Source organism: Actinacidiphila paucisporea, from assembly GCF_900142575.1.
GTDB classification, from domain to species: Bacteria; Actinomycetota; Actinomycetes; order Streptomycetales; family Streptomycetaceae; genus Actinacidiphila; species Actinacidiphila paucisporea.
This window is the reverse complement of the sequence record NZ_FRBI01000005.1, coordinates 327,266-346,146: the sequence shown is the minus strand read 5'-3', so window position 1 is coordinate 346,146 and position 18,881 is coordinate 327,266. Positions and strand designations below refer to the sequence as shown.

Below are 18,881 nucleotides of genomic sequence, written 5' to 3'. Positions count from 1 at the left end.
TGCATCTTCGCCACCGGGCTACTGACGATCCGGTCGTAGTCCCGCTGCATCTTCGCAGCGACGTTGAGCAGGTGGGTGTGGCTGGAGGTGGAGCCGCGCGGCCGAAGAACTGGCCGTGAAGCCGGCTGCGTGTCAGAGGATGAGAGCCGTGCAAGTGCGGCACTGTACGGGATGTTCTCGGTGCGCGAGAGAAGGCGGGCCTTCCTCTTCAACGCGTTGTTGCCACGCCTAGCCATGATGTGTTCCATTCTCGGCAAGCCCTACGCACCCGCCGGATACTGGCAAACGCCATGGCGAGCTTGAGCGTGGGCCCCGAGGGCCTTGACCGTCTGAGCCGTTGGCAGCGTAGGTGCCACAGCAGCGGATCGGCGTACACGACTGACCGTGAAGGTGACAGTACCCGATTCAGACACATATCGGAAGGGTCTCTGGCTGGAGGCTTACTCCGGCAGATCCCACCACCTTCCTTCTCCCATCCCGTCTGCCGTCGGCCCGCACTCTTGTGGAGCGGGCGTGGTTCAGGGCGTCAAGGTGGAGCGCCCTGCTGGACGTACGACCTTGACGCCCTGGGCCGCGACTGCTCGGCTTGACCGGGTCGACGGCAGGTGGGATGGGACCACCCCGCTCACCGCGATGAACGTGCAGACGCCGGCGGGTTGGGGCCATCTCGGAGCCGGAGCGCCCCCGCCGGAGGCATCGTCGTAACCTCGGCTGTGCAGGTCCACCTCATGCCACGGGCCAACCCACTGCGGGCGCGCGCGGTGCGGGCCGTGCCGAGCGGGGCGGAGACAGGAGCGACGGCGCGGCCAAGCGCCGGACGCGCGCCCGGCGGAGCGGCAGCGACGCCGGGTGCCTTGAACTCGTAGAGAAAGTTGTTACTCAGCCCCGGCGTCGCTTCGTGGCGCTGTCGCCGTCCTGGTGGTGCTGCCCGCTGGACGCTCCCGGGGCTGGTGGCGGCGGTGTTTCCGGGGAGCGCTTGCGTTCGAGAAAGACCACGGGGCAGTTGAGTGCAGCGGCGATCTTGAGCAGGTTGGCGGGGGTAGCGCTGCGCCAGCCGGATTCGATCTCGCCCATCAGCGCTTCGGATATTCCGATCTGCTGGGCCAGGGCGCGCTTCGTCAGGCCGGCCTTTGTCCGTGCCCAGGTCACCGCTTCCGGTTCGTGATGAAGGGTCTGTGTGCGCCTACGGCGCCTGCCGTCCGCCGGTCGTCCGTGCTCAGAGGGGAGAGTCATGGTCTGCCCCGGCGGTCTTGCGCCTCTGCAACCTGCGGGTAGTCGGCATCTTGCGGCGGCGCCCCACGGCTCTGGCTGATGTTCGGTGCGGGGCTGTTCTGTGGGTTGCCGGGTAAACCGGTCGTTGCGGCCGGGGGCTGGCGTGCCGCATGGGCCTCGATCGTTGCGGCGACCTGCTGCCACGCCGCGAAGACCTCCATGACTCGGGGCTCGGGCGCGTGGGTGAGGTCCAGGAGGAAGCGGCGGATCAGGGTCTCGTTGGTGAGGGTGTTCTGGATGCGGGCGATCGTCCACGGGGCGGCCTGGTCGGCGGGCGGTGTGGTTGCCGGGTGGGTCATGCCGGGTCCTTGGTGCGGTGGGTGAGGTGGGCGGTGACGGTGTGGCCGTGCTCGTCGCCGTGGGTTTCGACCTGGTGGGCCAGTGCGGTGACCATGGCCAGACCGCGGCCGTGGGTGGCCTCGTCGGCGGGGTGCTCGACGGTCGGTGCGGTCTTCGTGCCGCCGGAGTCGGTCACCGAGATGGACACGACCACGTCGGAGACAGCGAGGCTGACGTGGAACGCTCCCCCGGCACCGCACCCGTCGCCGCTGGTCGTGTGCAGTACAGCGTTCGCGCTCAGCTCCGTGACGATGAGCGCGGCGTCGTCCGCGCACGGGGAATCGCGCAGGACGTCGCGGGTCCAGCGGCGTACGCGGCCGACTTCTTCGGGTGAACCTGGGCAACTGAGTCCCCAGACCCGCGGACTACTCGTATACTCGTGCATACAAGTTACTTTCTGCTGGTGGGCGGCTATGGACCGATGGTGGGTGCTAGACGAGTTTCACGCCGTCGTGCGCGCGCACGGCCGGCGGGGAGGTTGCGTCGAGGGCGTCGAGTACGCGGATCGCGTACGCCTCGTCGGCGAGTTCGGAGACTTCATCGCGGGTGGCCCAGCGCAGGGCGCTGGTCTCGGTGCCGGTGGAGGGCCGGCCGTCGATCGCCTCGCAGCGGAAGACGAGGGAGACGATCAGGCCGGTCATGTTCTTGTAGACGCCGGTGAGGGTGGCGGGGAGAGCGATCTTGACGCCGGTCTCCTCCAGGACTTCGCGCTGGAGCGCGTCGGGGATGGTCTCCCCCGCCTCCAGGACTCCGCCGGGCGGTTCCCAGTGGCCGTTGTCGCGCCGCCTGATCAGCAGGGCGCGACCGGCGTCATCGACGATGACTCCGGCAACGCTCACGGAGTGCGGGCGCTCGATCGGCACGAACCTGATCCCTTCGACTGGCTAGGCTGCCCACCGTAGCAACAAAGGTCGGCCACTCGTCTAGATATCCAAAGGAGTACGTATGCCCGTTCTTCCCTCCGGCGTCCTGGGGGCGCTGGACCCGACGAGCGACCGTGCGGTGTTCCGCCAGATCGCCGACCAGCTGCGCGAAGCGATCGACAAGGGCAAGTTCGCCGAGGGCGACAAGCTGCCCTCCGAAACGGAGTTGGTCGAGCACTACGGCGTCTCGCGGATGACCGTACGGAACTCGCTGTCCGTGCTCCAGGGCGAGGGCCTGGTGGTCTCCGAGCACGGCAAGGGCGTCTTCGTACGGCCCCGGCCTCCCGTGCGGCGCCTCGCCTCGGACCGGTTCGCCCGCCGGCACCGCGAACAGGGCAAGTCCGCGTTCACCGTGGAGGCCGACGCGGCAGGCAGCCACCCCACCGTCGACAGCCTGGAGATCAAGGAAGAACGGCCGAGCCAGGACATCGCCACCCGCCTCGGAGGTCCCCGCCGCGTACTGGCCCGGCACCGCCGCTACCTCCTCGACGGGCGCCCCGTCGAGTTCGCCACCTCCTACCTCCCCTTGGACCTCGCCCGCGGAACCGCGATCGCCGAGCCGAACCCCGGCCCCGGCGGCATCTACGCCCGCCTCGAAGAACTCGGCCACCGCCTCGACCGCTTCGAGGAAGAGATCCGCGCCCGCATGCCCGCCCCGAGCGAGGTCAAGACACTCCAACTCGCAACCGGCGTCCCCGTGATCCACCTCATCCGCACCGCGTTCGACACCGAGGGGCGTGCCGTCGAGGTCTGCGACACGGTGATGGCAGCAGACGCGTACGTCCTCGCGTACCAACTTCCGGCCACGTGACCAGGGTGAATGGTGCCGCGACACAGGCAGCAGCAGGCCAACTCCCGTAACTCGTAAGCCATCACAGGCAAACTCGTATAGACGAGTAGCTGGGTCATGTGGCACAGTGGTTCGCGTGCCCGGTACTCCGGGTACACAGGGCGACACTTGTCTAGACGACTAGCTGTCACGTGTGAAGGAGAAAAGCGTTGCGTTCCATTCGTGTGGAGACCTCGGCGGCGACGATCCTGCTGACCGAGGCTCCGGAGACGAAGATCAAGGACCGGCAGACCGGCGAGATCGCCACCGACACCGTCAGCGGCGAGCCGCTGATGACCCTCGGCGTGGTCCACATCGAGGACGGGGAGTCCTCGCTCCTCAAGGTCACCGTGCCGCAGAGCGGAGTCAGCGAGGGTCTGACCCTCGGCGGCCCGGTCGCACTGCCGGGGCTGGTGGCCCGTCCGTGGGAGAGCACCTTCAACGGGCAGCAGCGGCACGGCATCGCCTTCCGCGCCGCCGCTGTCACTCCGGCCGCCTTCCCGGTCCAGGGAGCTTGAGCCTGATGGCGGACCTGTTGACGTTGATGGAGGTGGGTGGCCCCCTCGCTGCTGTCGGCGGTGGCGGCGCCTACCTCCGGGCCGAGCAACCGGCCGCGTACTGGTCCATGGTCGGCCTGCCCCTCTCGACGGCCCGCCTGCTCGGTTCTTACGGGTCGGTCATGGACGCCTGCGGGTTGACCGTGGCTCCGTCGCGCTTCCGGGCGTTGGCGGTGCGGGCGACGACTCGGCGGGAGGTGCGGCCAGTTCCTCCACGGCGGGGGATCATCCGCCCCACCTCGACGGGCATGCGGATACGGCTGCGGCTCGCGCCGGGCCAGGAGCCGGCCGACATTGCCGCCTCGGCCGAACGGCTCCGGCACGCCTGGGGCGTTCACGCCGTGTACGTCTCCGTGGTCAAGCCCGGCGTGGTCGAGTTGCGGCTGGTCGGCTTCGACGTCCTGCGCAAGGTCCGCATGCCCCGCAAGACTTCCGGCGGCTTCCTCAAGGTCCCGGTGGCGCTGCGGGAGGACGCGACCGCGTTCGTACGGGACTACCGCGCGATACCCCACCAACTCACCCTCGGCGCCACCCTCTCGGGCAAGTCCATGTACCTGCGCCACCTGATCGCGGGACTCGCCCCTCAACCTGTCGCCCTGGTCGGGATCGACTGCAAGCGGGGCGTGGAACTGGCGCCGTTCGCGGCCCGGCTCTCCGCCCTGGCCACCAGCCCTGACCAGGCGGCCGAACTGCTGCCCGTCCTAGTCGGGCTGATGGAAGAGCGCTACGACCTGATCAAGGCCCGGCAGGGCATCGCCCGCTCGACCCCCGACGAGGAGATCACCTCCGACATCTGGGGCCTGCCCGACGCCGAACGGCCCGTGCCCGTCGTGCTGTTCGTGGACGAAGTGGCCGAACTCTTCCTCGTCGCGACGAAGAGGGAGGAAGAGCGTCGCGACGAGATGGTCACCCACCTCATCCGGCTCGCCCAACTCGGCCGCGCCGCCGGCATCTACCTGGAAGTCTGCGGCCAGCGCTTCGGCGCCGAACTCGGCAAGGGCGCGACCATGCTCCGCGCTCAACTCTCCGGCCGCGTCTGCCACCGGGTCAACGACGAAGCATCCGCCAAGATGGCGCTCGGCGACATCGCACCCGAAGCCGTGGGCGCCGCCTGCGCCATCGCACCCGAACGGCCCGGCCTCGCCGTTGCCGGGGACACCTCCGGGGGCTGGTCCCGCATCCGCACGCCGTATCTGTCCCTCGCCGACGCGGCGGCCGTCTGCGACGCATCCGCGCACCTCGTACCGGACCTGCCCGACCTCGCGCCCTTCCGGCCCAAGGCTCCTACGCGGGCTGCCGGTACGCCCGTTCCTCTGACCAAGCCGCGGCCCGTCAGCGGCTGACCCGTTCCCCTCCTGTGCGGCGCCACGTCCCTACCCCGTCATGCCCGAAACCGAAAGGCAGGCCCATGTCCCGCCCCACTGCTGGTGAACTCTCCGACTTCCTCTCCGACCTGGCCGGTTTCCGTGCGGGCGGGGGCGGTGACTACGCCGCGTTGATGGACCGGAAGGCCGATCTCCTCGAACGCATCGCCGCCGACATGCCCGGCGACGAGGAAGCGGCCCAGACCGCAACTCTCGCCCGTGCCCGCGCCAACGACCTGAAGGCCGCGGGCTGAGATCAGGCCGGAAAGAGACGAACTCCATGCGTGCTCGCCTGGCTCGCGTCGACGCAGTGCTCGTGCAAGCGCTCATTGCCGCGTCGCTGTCCTTCGCCCACCTGCACGACGTCGCCGACGCCGCAGGACAGCAGGGGTGGAAGGCGTGGGCCTACCCGATCTCCGTCGACCTGCTGTTGGTCGCGGCGTGGCGGCGGCTGCGCTCCGGTTCAGGGAAGGCGGCGGCCTGGTGCTGGTTCTTGGTCGCGCTGGTCGCCTCACTCGGCGCCAACATCGCAACCGCCGGACTCCTCGACGCCGAATCCGTACCGGCCTGGCTGCGCATCCTCGTCGCCGGATGGCCCGCGGTGGCCTTTCTCGGCGGAACGCTCCTCGCGCACCAACCTGACGCCCAACACCGGGAGCTCTCCTCCGCCACGGTGACCACCGAGCCGGACCCCATACCCGAAACCGCCGTACCCGTTCCCACTACACCACCCGTCCCGGCTGCCCTGCTGGCCCACGCCCGCAAGGTCGCCACTGAACACCGGGCCCGTACCGGCACACCAATCGATAGTCCGACCCTCCGTGCCCGCCTCGGCGTCCCGGCACCCCTCGCCGAGGCCATCGCCGCCCAGCTCTGAAAGGAGGACATCACCCATGGCCAACCGCCGCTTCCGACGCGTCGTCCGCATCGGTCCCGTCCAGGTCGGCACCGCCTACGACCAGCGCGGCCATGAGAAGCACACAGCCGCCTGCACCGCGCCCCGCTGCGGCTTCTCCGCCGACTACGACTCCCGCGCCGCCGCCGAACTGGCCGCCCGCACCCACCAATGCCCCGCCCGCTGAAAGGACCCGCCCGCCCGTGACCGTCAGCCTGCCCCTCGTCGCCGTCCTCGGCATCATCGCCTGGGCCGCGATCAAGTTCCTCGGCATCCGCCTCTGGGTCGCCGTCGTCATCGCCCTGTTCGGCTTCTACCTCGCCCACAGCTTCCTCGCGCCCGCGATTGACGACAGCACGCGCAACGGCGTCGACATCGTCAACGGCACACACACCTAGACGAGTAGCCAAGAGAGGTCCGTCGTGTCCCTGACTCCCAAGTACCCGCAGGCCCCGGCCGTCCCGACGCTGGTCGCTCCCGAGCAGCACACACCCGCCTGCCAGTGCCAGCACCCCCAGCCGCTCACCGCCACCCGACGCACCGCCCCCGGCTTCCGTATCGCCGCCGGGGCAGTCGCCGCCGCCATCACGGTCGGCATCGTCCTGACCGCGCTCCTGGTCGCCGTCACCGTCGCGGCCGTCTCGGTCGCCGGCGTCGCCGTGGTCCTGCGCTCGCTGCTCACGCCTCCGCGCCAGCGCTGACCGCTTCCACCGCACTGCCGGGGCGGCACCGATACCGCCAAGCATCCGCCGCCCCGGCAGCTCAACTCCACGAACCCCAGCCCGTGAAGGAGCCCCATCATCACCCGCGCCACCCCGCCCCCGCTGCCCGAACTCGCCACTCTGGCTGCCTTGGGCACCATGCCCGCCCTGGTCGCCCAGCTTTCCGGCCTCGGAGGCTGCACCCACCCGATCCGACTCGACGGCCACCGCACGGAACACGCCCTCGACACGGCGACCGGTGAGATCGGCCCGGCCATCCACCGCCTCAGCTCTGACGCCCTGGCCGCCGGCCACCTGCTCGTCCGCTGCAACAACCGCCGCACGACCCGCTGCCCGGCCTGCGCCGAGACCTACCGCCGCGACACCTTCCACCTGATCACCGCCGGGCTCCGGGGCGGCAAGGGCACCCCGGAGGACGTCGCCCACCACCCGCGCGTCTTCGCCACCTTCACCGCCCCCGGCTTCGGCCCCGTCCACAACCGCCCCGACTCCGGCCGCTGCCGCTGTGGCACCGCCCACCCGGCCGACGCCACCGAACTCGGCACCCCGCTCGACCCGGACGCCTACGACTACGAAGCCGCCGTGCTCTGGAACGCCCACGCCGGAGCACTGTGGCGGCGGTTCACCATCTACCTGCGCCGCGAGATCGCCAAGCGGGCCGGGCTCAGCCAACGGGCCTTCCGCCAGTACGCCCGCGTCTCGTTTGCCAAGGTCGCCGAGTACCAGCGGCGCGGCGCCGTCCACTTCCACGCCGTCATCCGCCTCGACGGCCCGGACGGCGGCAGTACCCCGCCGCCCGCCTGGGCCACGGCAGACCTGCTCACCGACGCCATCCGCGCCGCCGCCGCCATCGCCCGGGTCAGCGGACCGACCGTCCACGGCCGTACCCACACCTTCGCCTTCGGCCGCCAACTCGACGTCCGCACCATCCGCACCAACGACTTCCACGGCCCGGAACTCACTGACCGTGCGGTGGCTGCGTACATCGCTAAATACGCCACCAAAGGCGCCGAGACGGCCACCGGCACCCTCGACCGCCCGCTCCGCTTCCTGGCCGAACTCGCTCACGTCCAACTCTCCGGCCACGCCGACCGGATGATCCGCACCGCCTGGACCCTCGGCGCCCGCAAGGACCTCGAACACCTCCGCCTTCGCGCCTGGGCACACATGCTCGGCTTCCGCGGCCACTTCTCCACCAAGACCCGCCGCTACTCCACCACCCTCGGCGCACTCCGCGACGCCCGCGCCGAGTACCGCCGCGCTCAGGCCCCGCAACGCCCGGAGGAGACGACGTACGTCCTCTGCCACTGGGTCTTCGCCGGCACCGGACTCACGCGCGCCGAAGCCTGGCTCACCGCATCGCTCGAACCCGCCCCCGGAACGGAAGGAGAACCCACCCGATGAACGCCACGACCGCCGTCATCGACCGCAAGTGGCACACCGTGGCCGAGGTCGCCGCAATGCTCGGCTTCGGCCTGTCCAAGACCAAGATGCTGGTCCTGACCGGAGAGATCCGCTCGGTCAAGGTCGGCCGCAATCGGCGCATCCTCCCGGCCTGGGTGGACGAATACGTCCAGGCGGTCACTGCAGCCGGTCCCGAGAGGCGGTCGGCATGAGCGGCAAGCGGGGAAACGGCGAAGGCTCCATCTACCCGTACAAGAACGGCTATGCGGCGTACGTCTGGGTGGACACTCCGGACGGCAGGCGCATGCGGAAGTACGTGTACGGCAAGACCCGGGAAGAGGTTCACGAGAAGTGGATCAAGCTGCGCACCGAAGCACGCAAAGGGCCGGTGGCCACTCGGCACCGTACCCTCGACGCCTTCCTGTCGTACTGGTTGGAGTCGATCGTCAGGCCGAACCTGGCACCGCTGACGTACGTGTCCTACGAGGGATCGGTGCGGCTCTACATCGCACCGCACCTCGGCACCAAGCGGCTCGACAAGCTCACCGTGCGGGACGTCCGCGAGTGGCTGACCAAGTTGGCGACCATCTGCCAGTGCTGCGCCCAGGGCAAGGACGCCAGACGCTCTGAGGCCCGTAGACGGTGCTGCGCGGCGGGGGAGTGCTGCGAGTCGTATCCGTCCCGCCGGGTGATCCAGGCGGCCAGAGACGCCCTTCGTGCGGCCCTCACGCACGCGGTCACCGAGGAGGAGATCGGCAAGAACGTGGCCTCTCTGGTGAAGGTCCCCAAGCCACGGCGCCGCCGGATCAAGCCGTGGTCCGTCGCCGAGGCCGGCCGGTTCCTCGCTGACGGGCTCACCCGGGAAGACCCGCTCTTCGCCGCCTGGGTGCTGGTGCTCTGCCTGGGCCTGCGGCGCGGGGAGGTGCTTGGCCTGACGTGGAAGTCCGTCGACTTCGACTCCGGCGAGTTGTACGTGGACCACCAGATCCAGCGGGCGGGGAAGCAGATTCTGCACCGCGAGACCAAGACTGAGGAGTCTGACGACTTCCTGCCGCTGCCTGAACTGTGCCTGCGGGCACTCCGCATGCGCAGGGCCCAGCAGGATGGCGACCGGAAGGCGGCCGGGGAACTCTGGCAGGACGCCCACGGCTTGGTGTTCACCACCAAGTACGGCACCCCGATCGAGCCAGGAAATCTCACCCGGATGTTCGCCCTCCGCGCTCGTCGGGCAGGCCTGCGCATGATCCCGCTGCGGAACACCCGGCACACGTGCAGCTCGCTCCTGGTCGCGCTCAAGGTTCACCCGAAGGTGGCCCAGCGCATCCTCCGCCACTCGCAGATCGCCATGACGATGGAGGTCTACGCCGAGGCGAGTGAGGAGGAGGTGCGGGCCGCGCTGCGGCAGCTCTCCGAAGCGATGGGCGGCGCCGGGTGACATCAGTCGGCTGACATCAGCCGTTGCTGTACTTCGCTGCTGTACGGCATGAAAGAGCCCCGCTCCGGTTGACCCGGGCGGGGCTCTGACCTGCTGTGCACTCGGCAGGATTCGAACCTGCAACCTTCTGATCCGTAGTCAGATGCTCTATCCGTTGAGCTACGAGTGCCGGCCTGCTTCGCGGTGTTTTGGGCCGGTCGGCGGGTGCGGTGACAACATTACATGAGGTGGGGCGGGAGGTGAAATCGGTAAAGGGAGCGGCGGGCGGACGGGGGCGGGAACGGCGAAACCCCGCTGTCCGAGGGGGACGGGCGGGGTTCCGGGGAGGTGGCGGAGGCGGAGGGATTTGAACCCTCGATGGACGGTAAAGCCCAAACCGCATTAGCAGTGCGGCGCCATAGACCGGACTAGGCGACGCCTCCTGGGTGCGACCCGGGTGAGCGGGCGCGTGTGCAGATGATGACACAGCCCCGTGGGCCGCGACCAATCGCAGACTACGGTACAAGGCCGCCGGTCGGCAGGGCAAAGGGGTTGGCCCCGGCGGGGCGTCGCAAGTACCGGGCGTCGGACGTGCGGGGCGGGGTCGGACGTACGGGCGAGCGGAGGGCGGCACGCCCACGAACGGGTGGAATAGGCGGGTTGCACGGTTCGGGCGGGATAGGGAGGGGCATGCCTCAGACCAGTGCACCTCTCAGCCCCCGGGCCGGCTCCCGGATCCGCCCCCGCCTCATCCGGTACGCCGTCGCCGCCGCGGCCGCGGCCGCCGGGACGCTGCTCGCGGTGGGCCAGCCCGTCGGCGCCGTCGGGCTGCCCCGGCCGGGCGTCGCCGGCCTCGGGAACCAGCTCACCGTCACGTATGACGACGGCGCCGGCCGTGTCGTCACGCGCACCCTGACCTGCGGCGACGCCGCGACCCCGGACGGGCGGGACGCCTGCCTGCGGCTCGACGAGCTGGGCGGGCCGCTGGCGCCGGTGCCCGCCGGGCAGATGTGCTCGATGATCTACGGCGGGCCGCAGACCGCCCGCGTCACCGGCGTGTGGGGCGGCCTCCCCGTCGACGAGACGTACCGCAGGACGGACGGCTGCGAGGTCTCCCGCTGGGCCCGCATGGTGCCCGTGCTCCCCTCGCCGGCGGACGGCATGGACGGGGGCCGGCGGATGCTGCCGGCCTGAGTGGCCCGTGTGACCGGAGCGGCCGGCGGGGCCCGGGGGACCTGAGCGACCCGGGCCGGGGCACGCCCCCGTCCTGCCCGTGACGCACACCACACAAACCCCCCACAAATCCGAACCCCTATACGCACAGCCCCACATGGGCATCCGCAGCAACGCGCGGGGGCCCGACCCGTACAATCGGTCTAGTGACATGTCCCGGGGGTGGCGGCAAGATGGGCCGCCCGTAAAGACAGCCGACGACGCCGGCGGGAGTTCGCCGCCCGTGGCAGGCCACCCGGGGACGAGAACAGAGCGGAAACCAGAGAGGACGCGTCTCGTGAGCAGCAGGCCATCCAGAGGCGCTGCTCGCCTCGCCTCCATACTGGACGCCCTTCCCGACGCCCTCCTGTTGGTCGACGTCAACGGCACCGTGGTGAATGCCAACGCGATAGCGCTGGAGACCTTCGAGTCGCCCGGGACCGCCCTGGTGGGGCGGGGCCTGCTCGACCTGCTTCCGGCGTTCGACTCCAAGCGCATCCCCGGCTCGATGCGCAGCCCGCGCGAGGCGGCCGAGGACACCCGTACGAAGCCGACCAGGATGGTGGCGCGGCGCACCGACGGCACGGACTTCCCCGTCGAGGTCACCAGCGCCAACCTGGAGAACGGCCGCACCCCGTACGCCGACTACGGCGACGGCGTGCCGCACTACACCGGTGACGAGCTGCTCATGCTGGTGGTCCGCGACCTGACCGGGACGATGGACACCGAGGCCGAACTGGCCCGCCAGCAGCGGCAGACCGAGATGATTCTGCGGGCGGCCGCCGAGGGCGTGGTCGGTGTCGACACGGCCGGCAAGGTGGTGCTGGTCAATCCGTCGGCCGCGCAGATCCTCGGCTATCGGGCCACCGATCTGGGCGGCAAGGAGCTGCACCCGCTGGTGCACCACTCGCGCCCGGACGGCAGCCCGCTGGCGTACGAGGAGACCCCGCTGGCCGACACGCTGCGCAGCGGCCGCAAGCACCGGGTGCGCGGGCAGGCGCTGTGGCGCAAGGACGGCAGGCCGGTGCCGGTCGACCTGACGACGGCGCCGGTACGGGACGGCGACCAACTGGTCGGCGCGGTGATGACCTTCACCGACCGCTCCGCCTACGACGCGCTGGCCGCGCGCAGCGACCAGCTGAGCGCGCTGCTCGACGACTCGCTGCGCGGGCCGCTGGCCGAGCTGCGCGGCGAGCTGACCGGGCTCGCCGCCGACCCGGCGGGGCAGCTGTGGCCCGAGGCCAACCAGATCCTGCACCACCTGGCGGCCGGCTACGCCCGCATCACCACCCTCATCGACAACGTGCTGGCCTTCCAGCGGCTCGACCGCGGTGAGGACAAGCTGCACCGCGAGGACGTCGGTCTCGACCAGGTGATCGCGGCGGCCATCGACGGCGCGACCGAGCTGATCGGCCCGGGCCGGGCTCAGTTCGCGGTGCACGCGCCGCCGATCGAGGCGGCGGTGGACGGCGAGCGGATGGCGCAGGCCCTCGCCCATCTGGTCGCGGATGTGGCGGGTATCGACTCGGCCGGCAATGCCATCGCCTACGCCGGCGACTCCACGATCGTGGTCGCCGCGGCCCAGCGCGGCGACGTGATACGGATCGACGTCCGCGGCCCGCACGCCGGCGGCGACCCGGTGCATCTGCCGCTGGCCCGCGGCATCGTGGAGCGGCACGGCGGTGTGCTGCAGACCCACGAGGTGCCCGGCCAGGGCAGTGCCTATGTGCTCGAAGTGCCGGCAGGGAAGGGCAGCGGCGCCGGCGGTGCGCGGCAGGCACGCGACGGCCGGGGCTCCGCCGACCACGGCGATACGCAGACGGGCGGCGTCGCGCGTACGGGCGGCGTTGCCCGTACGTCCGACGACGGCGACCGGCCGCGCGACTCCGACACCACCGTGATGCCGATGCCGTCCGAGCCCGCCCGCGGGACGCAGGGCATGCAGCCGTCCAGCGGCCACCGGCCGGACGGCGACGCCGCCGCCTGGTCGGCGCCGGCCGCGGACCAGAACCAGCAGGACGGCGGGGCGCCGACCGGGCGCCGGCGTGCGCTGCGCAGGCCCGAGGGCCGGCCCGCGCCGGTGGAGGCGGAGCCCGTGGCGCCGCAGCCGCACGAGCCGCAGCAGCCGACCGGCCGCCGCCGGGCCCGCAGCGACGAAGCGCAGGGGCAGGGGCAGGCGCAGATCCCCGCCCAGGCGCAGCACGCCCCGGAGCCGGTCCCGCCCGCGTCCCCTTCGCCCTCCCCCGCTCCGTCACGGTCGCCGGAACGGGCCGAGCTGCCCGCCGTACCGATCCCCAACGCCCTCCCGCCGGCCGGCCAGGGCGGCGCCGACGTCGCTCCCGAGGGCACCGGGCGCCGCGCTGCCCGCCGCGCCGTCGAGCCCCCGGCCGCCCCGATGCCGCCGCAGCCCCAGCCCGCGCCGCAGTCATGGCCGGACGCCGGGCGTACGGTGCCGCCCACCCCGCAGTCCTGGCCCAGCGCGTCGGCGGCCCAGCCGACCCCGCCGCAGGCCCAGTCCCAGGCCCAGGCCCAGCCGCAGTCACAGCCGCAGCCCGCTGCCCCTGTCCGGCCGCAGCCCCAGGCGCCGACCCCGCCCGAGGCGGACCCGGGCGCGGGCCCCGCGCGCGCCGCGCTTCCGCCGGCCACCAACTGGCCCCCGGCCCAGGGCACCCGCCCGACCCCGGCCGCCCCCCCGCCTCCGCCGCCCGCCCCGGGCATCCCGACGGCGACCGCGCCCCCTGCCGTCCCGCACTCGGACCACAGCACGTACGGCCGTGCCATAAGCGTCCGTACCCTCGGCCAGGGCGTCCCGTATTCACACCGGCCCGACGGCTCGCAGGACCCGCAGACCCAGACGCAGTCGGTCGAGGCGCACAGCCCGCAGGGCCTGCCCGCGCAGGTCGCGGCGGGCGGTTCCGGGCGCCGCCGCAGGCTCAACCCGGACCGGGCGGCCGGCGACGGCGAACCGTCGAGCCGCAGCCTGATCCAGCAGGTGCCGAGCCAGCCGCGCGGCCCGGGCGGTGACGCGCAGGCCCGTCAGCACCCGCAGGCGGACCCGGACAGCGGCCAGTTGCCGGTGAACCGCCCGGAGCCGCAGGCCGCCCCCGAGGTGGAGACGGCCCTGCCGCGCCCGGTCCCGCCCGCGCCCCCGCAGCAGCAGGCCCCCGGCAGGTCGTACGCCATAGGCGCGCCCGCCGCCGGCGCCGACGAGGGCCCCGAACCGCTGGACGGGCCGAACGGCGCGGTGGACGTCACCGATGTGGCCGACGACCGTGTCGAGGAGCCGCTGGACGAGCCGCGCCGGCTGCTGGTGTGGCCGGAGCCCGACGTGTCGACCCGGCAGGCGCTGACCGACCGGGGCTATCGTCCGGTGATCGTACGGTCGCGCGAGGAGGTCGACGCGCAGGTCGCGGAGCCGCCGGCGGCGCTGTTCGTGGACCCGCTGACCGGCCCGATCACCCGGACCGCGCTCCAGGCGCTGCGGCAGGCCGCCGCGGCGGCGGACGTACCGGTACTGGTGACGGCCGGGCTCGGCCAGGCGACCAGGGAGGCGGCCTACGGCGCCGACCCGGCCGTGCTGCTCAAGGCGCTGGCGCCGCGGGACAGCGAGCAGCACCCGCCGCGGGTGCTGCTGGTGGAGGGCCACGAGCCGATCGCGCAGGCCTTCGCGGCGACGCTGGAGCGGCGCGGGATGCAGGTCGCGCACGCCGCCTCCGAGGCCGAGGCGATGACGAAGGCCGCGCAGGTCCACCCGAACCTGGTGGTGATGGACCTGATGCTGATCCGCCGCCGCAGGCAGGGCATCGTGGACTGGCTGCGCAGCCACGCGCGGCTGAACAACACCCCGCTCGTCGTCTACACCTCGGCCGACATCGACCCCGCCGAGCTGCCCCGGCTGGCGTCCGGCGAGACGGTGCTCTTCCTCGCCGAGCGCTCCACGAGCACGGACGTGCAGTCCAGGATCGTGGACCTGCTCGGCAAGATCGGCACCTGAGCCGCTGCCGGCGGACGCCGGCAGGGACGGACGGCCGGCGGTTCATCACAAAAGCGGGCTCAGCGGTTGCTCCGGCAACGGCTCATCAGTTCGTCGCGCCTCGCGCGTCCGTGCCGGCCCTCCGGCCGCTGGTGAGCGCGATGCGGTTCCAGACGTTGATGGTGAGCACGAGGCCGAGCAGCCGTGCCAGCTCCCCGTCGTCGAAGTGCGCGGCGGCCTCGGCGTAGACGTCGTCGGGGACGCCGGCCTGCGAGACCAGCGTGACGGCCTCGGTGAAGGCCAGCGCGGCCTGCTCCTTGGCGGTGTAGAAGTGCCGCGCCTCGCGCCAGGCCGTCAGCAGGTACAGCCGCTCCTCGCTCTCGCCGCGCTTGCGGGCGTCCTTGGTGTGCATGTGGAGGCAGTAGGCGCAGCCGTTGAGCTGGGAGGCGCGGGTCTGCACCAGTTCGACCAGGGTCGGGTCGAGGCCCGCGCGGGAGGCGGCGTCGAAGCCGATGAGGGCCTTGAAGACCGCGGGCGCGGCGGTGGCGATGTCGACCCGGCCAGCGGTGGCCGTGGCCGTGGTGGTCTGCGTCGTCGTCGGGATCTGCGTCGTCGTCGGGATCTGCGTCGTCGTTGTCATGATGATCAGCCTAGAAGCGCCAGTGACCGGGCGTAGAGTGCAATTCCATGACGGATTCACGGGTCAATTCAGCGGAGTCCGGGCGCGCGGCGTGGGCTGAAGCGGCCGCCGGTCTCGGCCGCGACCTGCACCTGGAGCTGGCCGCGGACGACGGCGCCGGCCGGGGCGGCAGGCGGGCCGTACTGGCCAGGGCGCTGCGGGCCGCGGTCAGTGCCGGGCGGCTGCCGCCCGGCACCCGGCTGCCGCCGTACCGCTCGCTGGCCGCCGATCTCGGCATGGCCAGGAACGCGGTCGCGGACGCCTACGCCGAACTCGTCGCCGAGGGCTGGCTGACCGCCCGGCAGGGCTCAGGCACCCGGGTCGCCGACCGGGCGGCGCCCGCCCCCGCGCCCGACCCGCCGCCGGCGCCCGCGCCCCGGCCGGCCTTCGACCTGCGGCAGGGTGTGCCGCACACCGGGTCCTTCCCCCGGACGAGCTGGCTGGCCGCGTCCCGGCGGGCGCTGACCGCCGCGCCGAACGACGCCTTCGGGCCCGGCGACCCGCGCGGCCGCATCGAGCTGCGGCGGGCGCTGGCCGGCTATCTGGCCAGGGCGCGCGGGGTGCGGACCTCGCCCGAGCGGATCGTGGTGTGCTCGGGCGTCGCGGGCGCGCTGCGGCTGCTGGCGACGGTCCCGCAGGTGCGCTCGGCGCCGGTCGCGGTGGAGGCCTACGGGCTGCCGCACCACCGCCGCCTCCTGACGGCGGCGGGCCTGCGTATGCTCCCACTGCCCGTCGACGGGCGCGGCGCCGACCCGGCGGGGCTCGCGGCGAGCGGTGCGGCGAGCGTCCTGCTCACGCCCGCGCACCAGTTCCCGACCGGAGTCGCCCTGCACCCGGACCGGCGGGCCGCGGCCGTCGGCTGGGCCCGGGCGGCCGGCGGGCTGGTCCTGGAGGACGACTACGACGGCGAACTCCGCTACGACCGGCAGCCGGTGGGCGCGGTGCAGGGGCTCGACCCGGAGAGGGTGGCCTACCTGGGCTCGGCGAGCAAGAGCCTGTCGCCCGCGCTGCGGCTCGGCTGGGCGGCGCTGCCCACCCACCTGGTGGACGCCGTCGTGGCCGCCAAGGGCGAGCGGGAGCCGACGGTGAGCGCGCTCGACCAGCTGACGCTGGCCGACTTCATCGAGTCGGGCGGCTACGACCGGCACCTGCGCGGGATGCGGCAGCGCTACCGGCGGCGGCGCGACCAACTCGCCGCGGTCCTCGCGGAACAGGCCCCGCACATCGAGGTGACGGGCATCGCGGCGGGGCTGCACGCCGTGCTGCGGCTGCCGCCGGGTACGGAGGCCGCGGTGGCTCGGGCTGCGGCCTTCCAGGGGCTCGCCGTCGAGGCGCTGGCCGGCTTCCGGCACCCGGACGCACCGCCCGACACCGGCCGGGACGGCCTGGTGATCGGGTACGCGGCCCCGCCGGACAACGTTTTCACCGCCGCCCTGGTGGCGCTGTGCCGGGTGCTGCCCGAGCGGTGACCGTACGCGCCGGGCCGCCGGCGGGTGGGGTCCGGCGACCCGGCGGCCCGAGGCAGGTCTGGTCGGGTCGGCCCGAGGCGGCTACAGCTTCGTGACGTCCAGCTCGCCGTCCGCGTACGACTTGCGGATCACCTTCTTGTCGAATTTGCCGACGCTGGTCTTGGGCACGGTCGGGATGATCGCCCACCGCTCGGGGACCTGCCAGCGGGCGATCCGGGTGGCGAGGAAGTCGCGCAGCTCGGCATATCCCGTGGTCGAGCCCTCGACCAGCACCACGGTGGCCAGCGGGCGCTCGCCCCACCGCTCGTCGGGGACGGCGACGACCGCGGCCTCGGCGACGTCGGGGTGGGCCATCAGCTCGTTCTCCAGCTCGACCGAGGAGATCCACTCGCCGCCCGACTTGATGACGTCCTTGGCCCGGTCGGTGAGGGTGAGATAGCCGTCCGGCGAGATGACGCCGACGTCGCCCGTACGCAGCCAGCCGTCTGGGCTGAACTTGTCCTCGGGGCGCAGCGGCTCGGCGCCCGCACCGCCGTAGTACGCCCCGGCGATCCACGGCCCGCGGACCTCCAGCTCGCCCGCCGACTCGCTGTCCCACGGCATCACCGCGCCGTCGGGGCCGATCAGCCGGGCCTCGACGGAGGCGGGGAAGCGGCCCTGGGTGATGCGGTACGCCCACTCCTCCTCGCCGTCGACCCCGGCCGGCGGCAGTGCCACCGTGCCCAGCGGGGAGGTCTCCGTCATGCCCCAGGCATGGCAGAGCTGCACGCCCAGCTGCTCGTCGAAGGCCTTCATCAGCGCGGGCGGGCAGGCGGACCCGCCGATGGTCACCCGTTTGAGCGAGCTGACGTCGCGCGGCTTCGCGGTCAGCTCGGCCAGCAGGCCCTGCCAGATGGTGGGCACGGCGGCGGCGTGCGTGGGCCGCTCGCTCTCGATCATCTCGGCCAGCGGGGCGGGCTGCAGGAAGCGGTCGGGCATCAGCAGGTTGACCCCGCTCATGAAGGCCGCGTGCGGCAGGCCCCACGCGTTCACATGGAACATCGGCACGACGGGAAGGCTGGTGTCGTGGTCGGTCAGGCCCATCGACTCGGCGCTGCCGACCTGCATCGAGTGCAGGTAGACCGAGCGGTGGGAGTAGACCACGCCCTTCGGGTCGCCGGTGGTGCCTGAGGTGTAGCACATGGCGGCGGCGCTGCGTTCGTCCAGCTCGGGCCAGGGGTAGGTGGCGGGGCGGCCGGCCAGCAGCTCCTCGTAGTCGTGCACCGCGGGGCGGCAGCCCGCCAGCAGGCCGCGGTCGCCGGGGCCGACGACGACGATGTGCTCCAGCGGTTCCATACGCGGCAGCAGCGGGGCGAGCAGCGGCAGCAGGGAGCCGTTGACCAGGACGACCCGGTCGGCGGCGTGGTTGACGATCCACACCAGCTGGTCGGCGGGCAGCCGCAGGTTGAGGGTGTGCAGCACCGAGCCCATGGAGGGGATGGCCAGGTAGGCCTCCATGTGCTCCGCGTTGTTCCACATGAGGGTGGCGACCCGGTCGCCCTCGGACACCCCGAGCCCGTCGCGCAGCGCGTTCGCCAGCCGCACCGCCCGGAGGCCCACCTCGCGGAAGCTGCGGCGGTGCGGTTCGCCGTCGCCGGTCCAGGTCGTCACCCGGGACCTGCCGTGCACCACGGTCCCGTGTTCGAGGATGCGGGTCACGGTCAGCGGTACGTCCTGCATGGTGCTCAGCACAGCGGGCCTCCGGCGGCTACATGAGGTCGGCGAGGTGGGTGTCCCGCGATTGTGCTGGCATACCAGGCGGTATGTCACTACCCCGCGCGCCCGCCGCC

The 18,881-nt window shown here is 72.4% G+C and carries 21 protein-coding genes and 2 tRNA genes; 14 read left to right on the top strand and 9 right to left on the bottom strand.

Annotated elements, in window-relative coordinates; translation table 11 throughout:
- The 5 genes from BUE44_RS38430 to BUE44_RS11315 all read right to left on the bottom strand — a co-directional run.
- Positions 1 to 248 (bottom strand): hypothetical protein (locus tag BUE44_RS38430; protein WP_235002034.1); only part of this gene is annotated, 248 nt, incomplete at its 3' end.
- A gap of 631 nt (positions 249 to 879) precedes the next feature.
- Positions 880 to 1,149 (bottom strand): helix-turn-helix domain-containing protein, encoded by a 270-nt coding sequence (locus BUE44_RS11330; RefSeq protein ID WP_073496761.1) that lies wholly within the window; start codon positions 1,147 to 1,149, stop codon positions 880 to 882.
- 80 nt (positions 1,150 to 1,229) lie between these two features.
- Positions 1,230 to 1,571: a hypothetical protein gene (locus BUE44_RS11325; protein WP_073496759.1), complete on the bottom strand. Its 342-nt coding sequence runs from the start codon at positions 1,569 to 1,571 to the stop codon at positions 1,230 to 1,232.
- Positions 1,568 to 1,996 carry an ATP-binding protein gene (locus tag BUE44_RS11320; RefSeq protein WP_073496757.1) on the bottom strand — a complete coding sequence of 143 codons (429 nt, stop codon included), beginning with the start codon at positions 1,994 to 1,996 and terminating at the stop codon, positions 1,568 to 1,570. Before BUE44_RS11320 ends, BUE44_RS11325 begins: the two co-directional genes overlap by 4 nt.
- A 46-nt stretch (positions 1,997 to 2,042) precedes the next feature.
- Complete coding sequence (locus BUE44_RS11315) at positions 2,043 to 2,450, bottom strand: NUDIX hydrolase (RefSeq protein WP_073496897.1); 408 nt, start codon at positions 2,448 to 2,450, stop codon at positions 2,043 to 2,045.
- A 106-nt stretch (positions 2,451 to 2,556) separates the two neighbouring features.
- Here BUE44_RS11315 and BUE44_RS11310 point away from each other — a divergent pair, with 106 nt between their 5' ends.
- The 11 genes from BUE44_RS11310 to BUE44_RS11260 all read left to right on the top strand — a co-directional run bounded on the left by BUE44_RS11310 (position 2,557) and on the right by BUE44_RS11260 (position 9,740).
- Positions 2,557 to 3,345 (top strand): GntR family transcriptional regulator, encoded by a 789-nt coding sequence (locus tag BUE44_RS11310; protein ID WP_073496755.1) that lies wholly within the window; start codon positions 2,557 to 2,559, stop codon positions 3,343 to 3,345.
- 188 nt (positions 3,346 to 3,533) lie between these two features.
- Positions 3,534 to 3,881 carry an SCO3933 family regulatory protein gene (locus tag BUE44_RS11305; protein ID WP_073496753.1) on the top strand — a complete coding sequence of 116 codons (348 nt, stop codon included), beginning with the start codon at positions 3,534 to 3,536 and terminating at the stop codon, positions 3,879 to 3,881.
- 5 nt (positions 3,882 to 3,886) lie between these two features.
- Entirely contained in the window at positions 3,887 to 5,263 is a 1,377-nt protein-coding gene (locus tag BUE44_RS11300) for an FtsK/SpoIIIE domain-containing protein (RefSeq protein WP_073496750.1), read from the top strand.
- Between the two features lie 65 nt (positions 5,264 to 5,328).
- Positions 5,329 to 5,538, top strand: a complete 210-nt coding sequence (locus tag BUE44_RS11295) for a hypothetical protein (protein WP_073496748.1) — start codon at positions 5,329 to 5,331, stop codon at positions 5,536 to 5,538.
- A gap of 26 nt (positions 5,539 to 5,564) precedes the next feature.
- A complete protein-coding gene (locus BUE44_RS11290; RefSeq protein ID WP_073496745.1) occupies positions 5,565 to 6,161 on the top strand; it encodes a DUF2637 domain-containing protein in 597 nt (198 codons plus the stop codon).
- A 16-nt stretch (positions 6,162 to 6,177) separates the two neighbouring features.
- A complete protein-coding gene (locus BUE44_RS11285; protein WP_073496743.1) occupies positions 6,178 to 6,366 on the top strand; it encodes a mobile element transfer protein in 189 nt (62 codons plus the stop codon).
- Positions 6,367 to 6,382: 16 nt separating this feature from the next.
- The gene (locus tag BUE44_RS11280; RefSeq protein WP_073496741.1) at positions 6,383 to 6,577 is read left to right on the top strand and encodes a hypothetical protein; all 195 of its coding nucleotides are present in this window, start codon (positions 6,383 to 6,385) and stop codon (positions 6,575 to 6,577) included.
- A gap of 24 nt (positions 6,578 to 6,601) precedes the next feature.
- Positions 6,602 to 6,880, top strand: coding sequence for a hypothetical protein (locus BUE44_RS11275; protein WP_407640016.1), 279 nt, complete (start codon positions 6,602 to 6,604; stop codon positions 6,878 to 6,880).
- A gap of 159 nt (positions 6,881 to 7,039) precedes the next feature.
- Positions 7,040 to 8,305, top strand: coding sequence for a replication initiator (locus BUE44_RS11270; protein ID WP_073496739.1), 1,266 nt, complete (start codon positions 7,040 to 7,042; stop codon positions 8,303 to 8,305).
- On the top strand, positions 8,302 to 8,517 hold the full coding sequence (locus BUE44_RS11265) for an excisionase family DNA-binding protein (protein ID WP_073496737.1): 216 nt from the start codon (positions 8,302 to 8,304) through the stop codon (positions 8,515 to 8,517). The genes BUE44_RS11270 and BUE44_RS11265 overlap by 4 nt, the downstream gene beginning before the upstream one ends.
- Positions 8,514 to 9,740, top strand: a complete 1,227-nt coding sequence (locus BUE44_RS11260) for a site-specific integrase (RefSeq protein WP_073496735.1) — start codon at positions 8,514 to 8,516, stop codon at positions 9,738 to 9,740. Before BUE44_RS11265 ends, BUE44_RS11260 begins: the two co-directional genes overlap by 4 nt.
- A 96-nt stretch (positions 9,741 to 9,836) precedes the next feature.
- Here BUE44_RS11260 and BUE44_RS11255 read toward each other — a convergent pair.
- Positions 9,837 to 9,909 (bottom strand) — tRNA-Arg (locus BUE44_RS11255).
- A 159-nt stretch (positions 9,910 to 10,068) separates the two neighbouring features.
- Positions 10,069 to 10,162 (bottom strand) — tRNA-Ser (locus tag BUE44_RS11250).
- Between the two features lie 247 nt (positions 10,163 to 10,409).
- Here BUE44_RS11250 and BUE44_RS11245 point away from each other — a divergent pair.
- Positions 10,410 to 10,913 (top strand): SSI family serine proteinase inhibitor, encoded by a 504-nt coding sequence (locus tag BUE44_RS11245; RefSeq protein WP_073496732.1) that lies wholly within the window; start codon positions 10,410 to 10,412, stop codon positions 10,911 to 10,913.
- 316 nt (positions 10,914 to 11,229) lie between these two features.
- The gene (locus tag BUE44_RS11240) at positions 11,230 to 14,925 is read left to right on the top strand and encodes a PAS domain-containing protein (protein WP_073496730.1); all 3,696 of its coding nucleotides are present in this window, start codon (positions 11,230 to 11,232) and stop codon (positions 14,923 to 14,925) included.
- An 85-nt stretch (positions 14,926 to 15,010) separates the two neighbouring features.
- Here BUE44_RS11240 and BUE44_RS11235 read toward each other — a convergent pair whose 3' ends face one another.
- A complete protein-coding gene (locus tag BUE44_RS11235) occupies positions 15,011 to 15,544 on the bottom strand; it encodes a carboxymuconolactone decarboxylase family protein (RefSeq protein WP_073496728.1) in 534 nt (177 codons plus the stop codon).
- 47 nt (positions 15,545 to 15,591) lie between these two features.
- Between BUE44_RS11235 and pdxR the strand changes: the two genes are divergently transcribed.
- Positions 15,592 to 17,052, top strand: a complete 1,461-nt coding sequence (pdxR, locus tag BUE44_RS11230) for a MocR-like pyridoxine biosynthesis transcription factor PdxR (RefSeq protein WP_079189662.1) — start codon at positions 15,592 to 15,594, stop codon at positions 17,050 to 17,052.
- An 81-nt stretch (positions 17,053 to 17,133) separates the two neighbouring features.
- Here pdxR and BUE44_RS11225 read toward each other — a convergent pair whose 3' ends face one another.
- Positions 17,134 to 18,783, bottom strand: coding sequence for a long-chain fatty acid--CoA ligase (locus BUE44_RS11225; protein ID WP_073496726.1), 1,650 nt, complete (start codon positions 18,781 to 18,783; stop codon positions 17,134 to 17,136).
- Positions 18,784 to 18,881 lie beyond the last annotated feature (98 nt).

Excerpts from the sequence above, each read along its gene's own strand:
- BUE44_RS11285 (WP_073496743.1), top strand. The coding sequence starts at position 6,178 with ATGGCCAACCGCCGCTTCCGACGCGTCGTCCGCATCGGTCCCGTCCAG.
- BUE44_RS11295 (WP_073496748.1), top strand. The coding sequence starts at position 5,329 with ATGTCCCGCCCCACTGCTGGTGAACTCTCCGACTTCCTCTCCGACCTG.
- BUE44_RS11300 (WP_073496750.1), top strand. The coding sequence starts at position 3,887 with ATGGCGGACCTGTTGACGTTGATGGAGGTGGGTGGCCCCCTCGCTGCT.
- BUE44_RS11245 (WP_073496732.1), top strand. The coding sequence starts at position 10,410 with ATGCCTCAGACCAGTGCACCTCTCAGCCCCCGGGCCGGCTCCCGGATC.
- BUE44_RS11235 (WP_073496728.1), bottom strand. The coding sequence starts at position 15,544 with ATGACAACGACGACGCAGATCCCGACGACGACGCAGATCCCGACGACG.
- BUE44_RS11265 (WP_073496737.1), top strand. The coding sequence starts at position 8,302 with ATGAACGCCACGACCGCCGTCATCGACCGCAAGTGGCACACCGTGGCC.
- BUE44_RS11270 (WP_073496739.1), top strand. The coding sequence starts at position 7,040 with ATGCCCGCCCTGGTCGCCCAGCTTTCCGGCCTCGGAGGCTGCACCCAC.
- BUE44_RS11260 (WP_073496735.1), top strand. The coding sequence starts at position 8,514 with ATGAGCGGCAAGCGGGGAAACGGCGAAGGCTCCATCTACCCGTACAAG.
- BUE44_RS11310 (WP_073496755.1), top strand. The coding sequence starts at position 2,557 with ATGCCCGTTCTTCCCTCCGGCGTCCTGGGGGCGCTGGACCCGACGAGC.
- BUE44_RS11325 (WP_073496759.1), bottom strand. The coding sequence starts at position 1,571 with ATGACCCACCCGGCAACCACACCGCCCGCCGACCAGGCCGCCCCGTGG.
- BUE44_RS11320 (WP_073496757.1), bottom strand. The coding sequence starts at position 1,996 with ATGCACGAGTATACGAGTAGTCCGCGGGTCTGGGGACTCAGTTGCCCA.
- BUE44_RS11290 (WP_073496745.1), top strand. The coding sequence starts at position 5,565 with ATGCGTGCTCGCCTGGCTCGCGTCGACGCAGTGCTCGTGCAAGCGCTC.
- pdxR (WP_079189662.1), top strand. The coding sequence starts at position 15,592 with ATGACGGATTCACGGGTCAATTCAGCGGAGTCCGGGCGCGCGGCGTGG.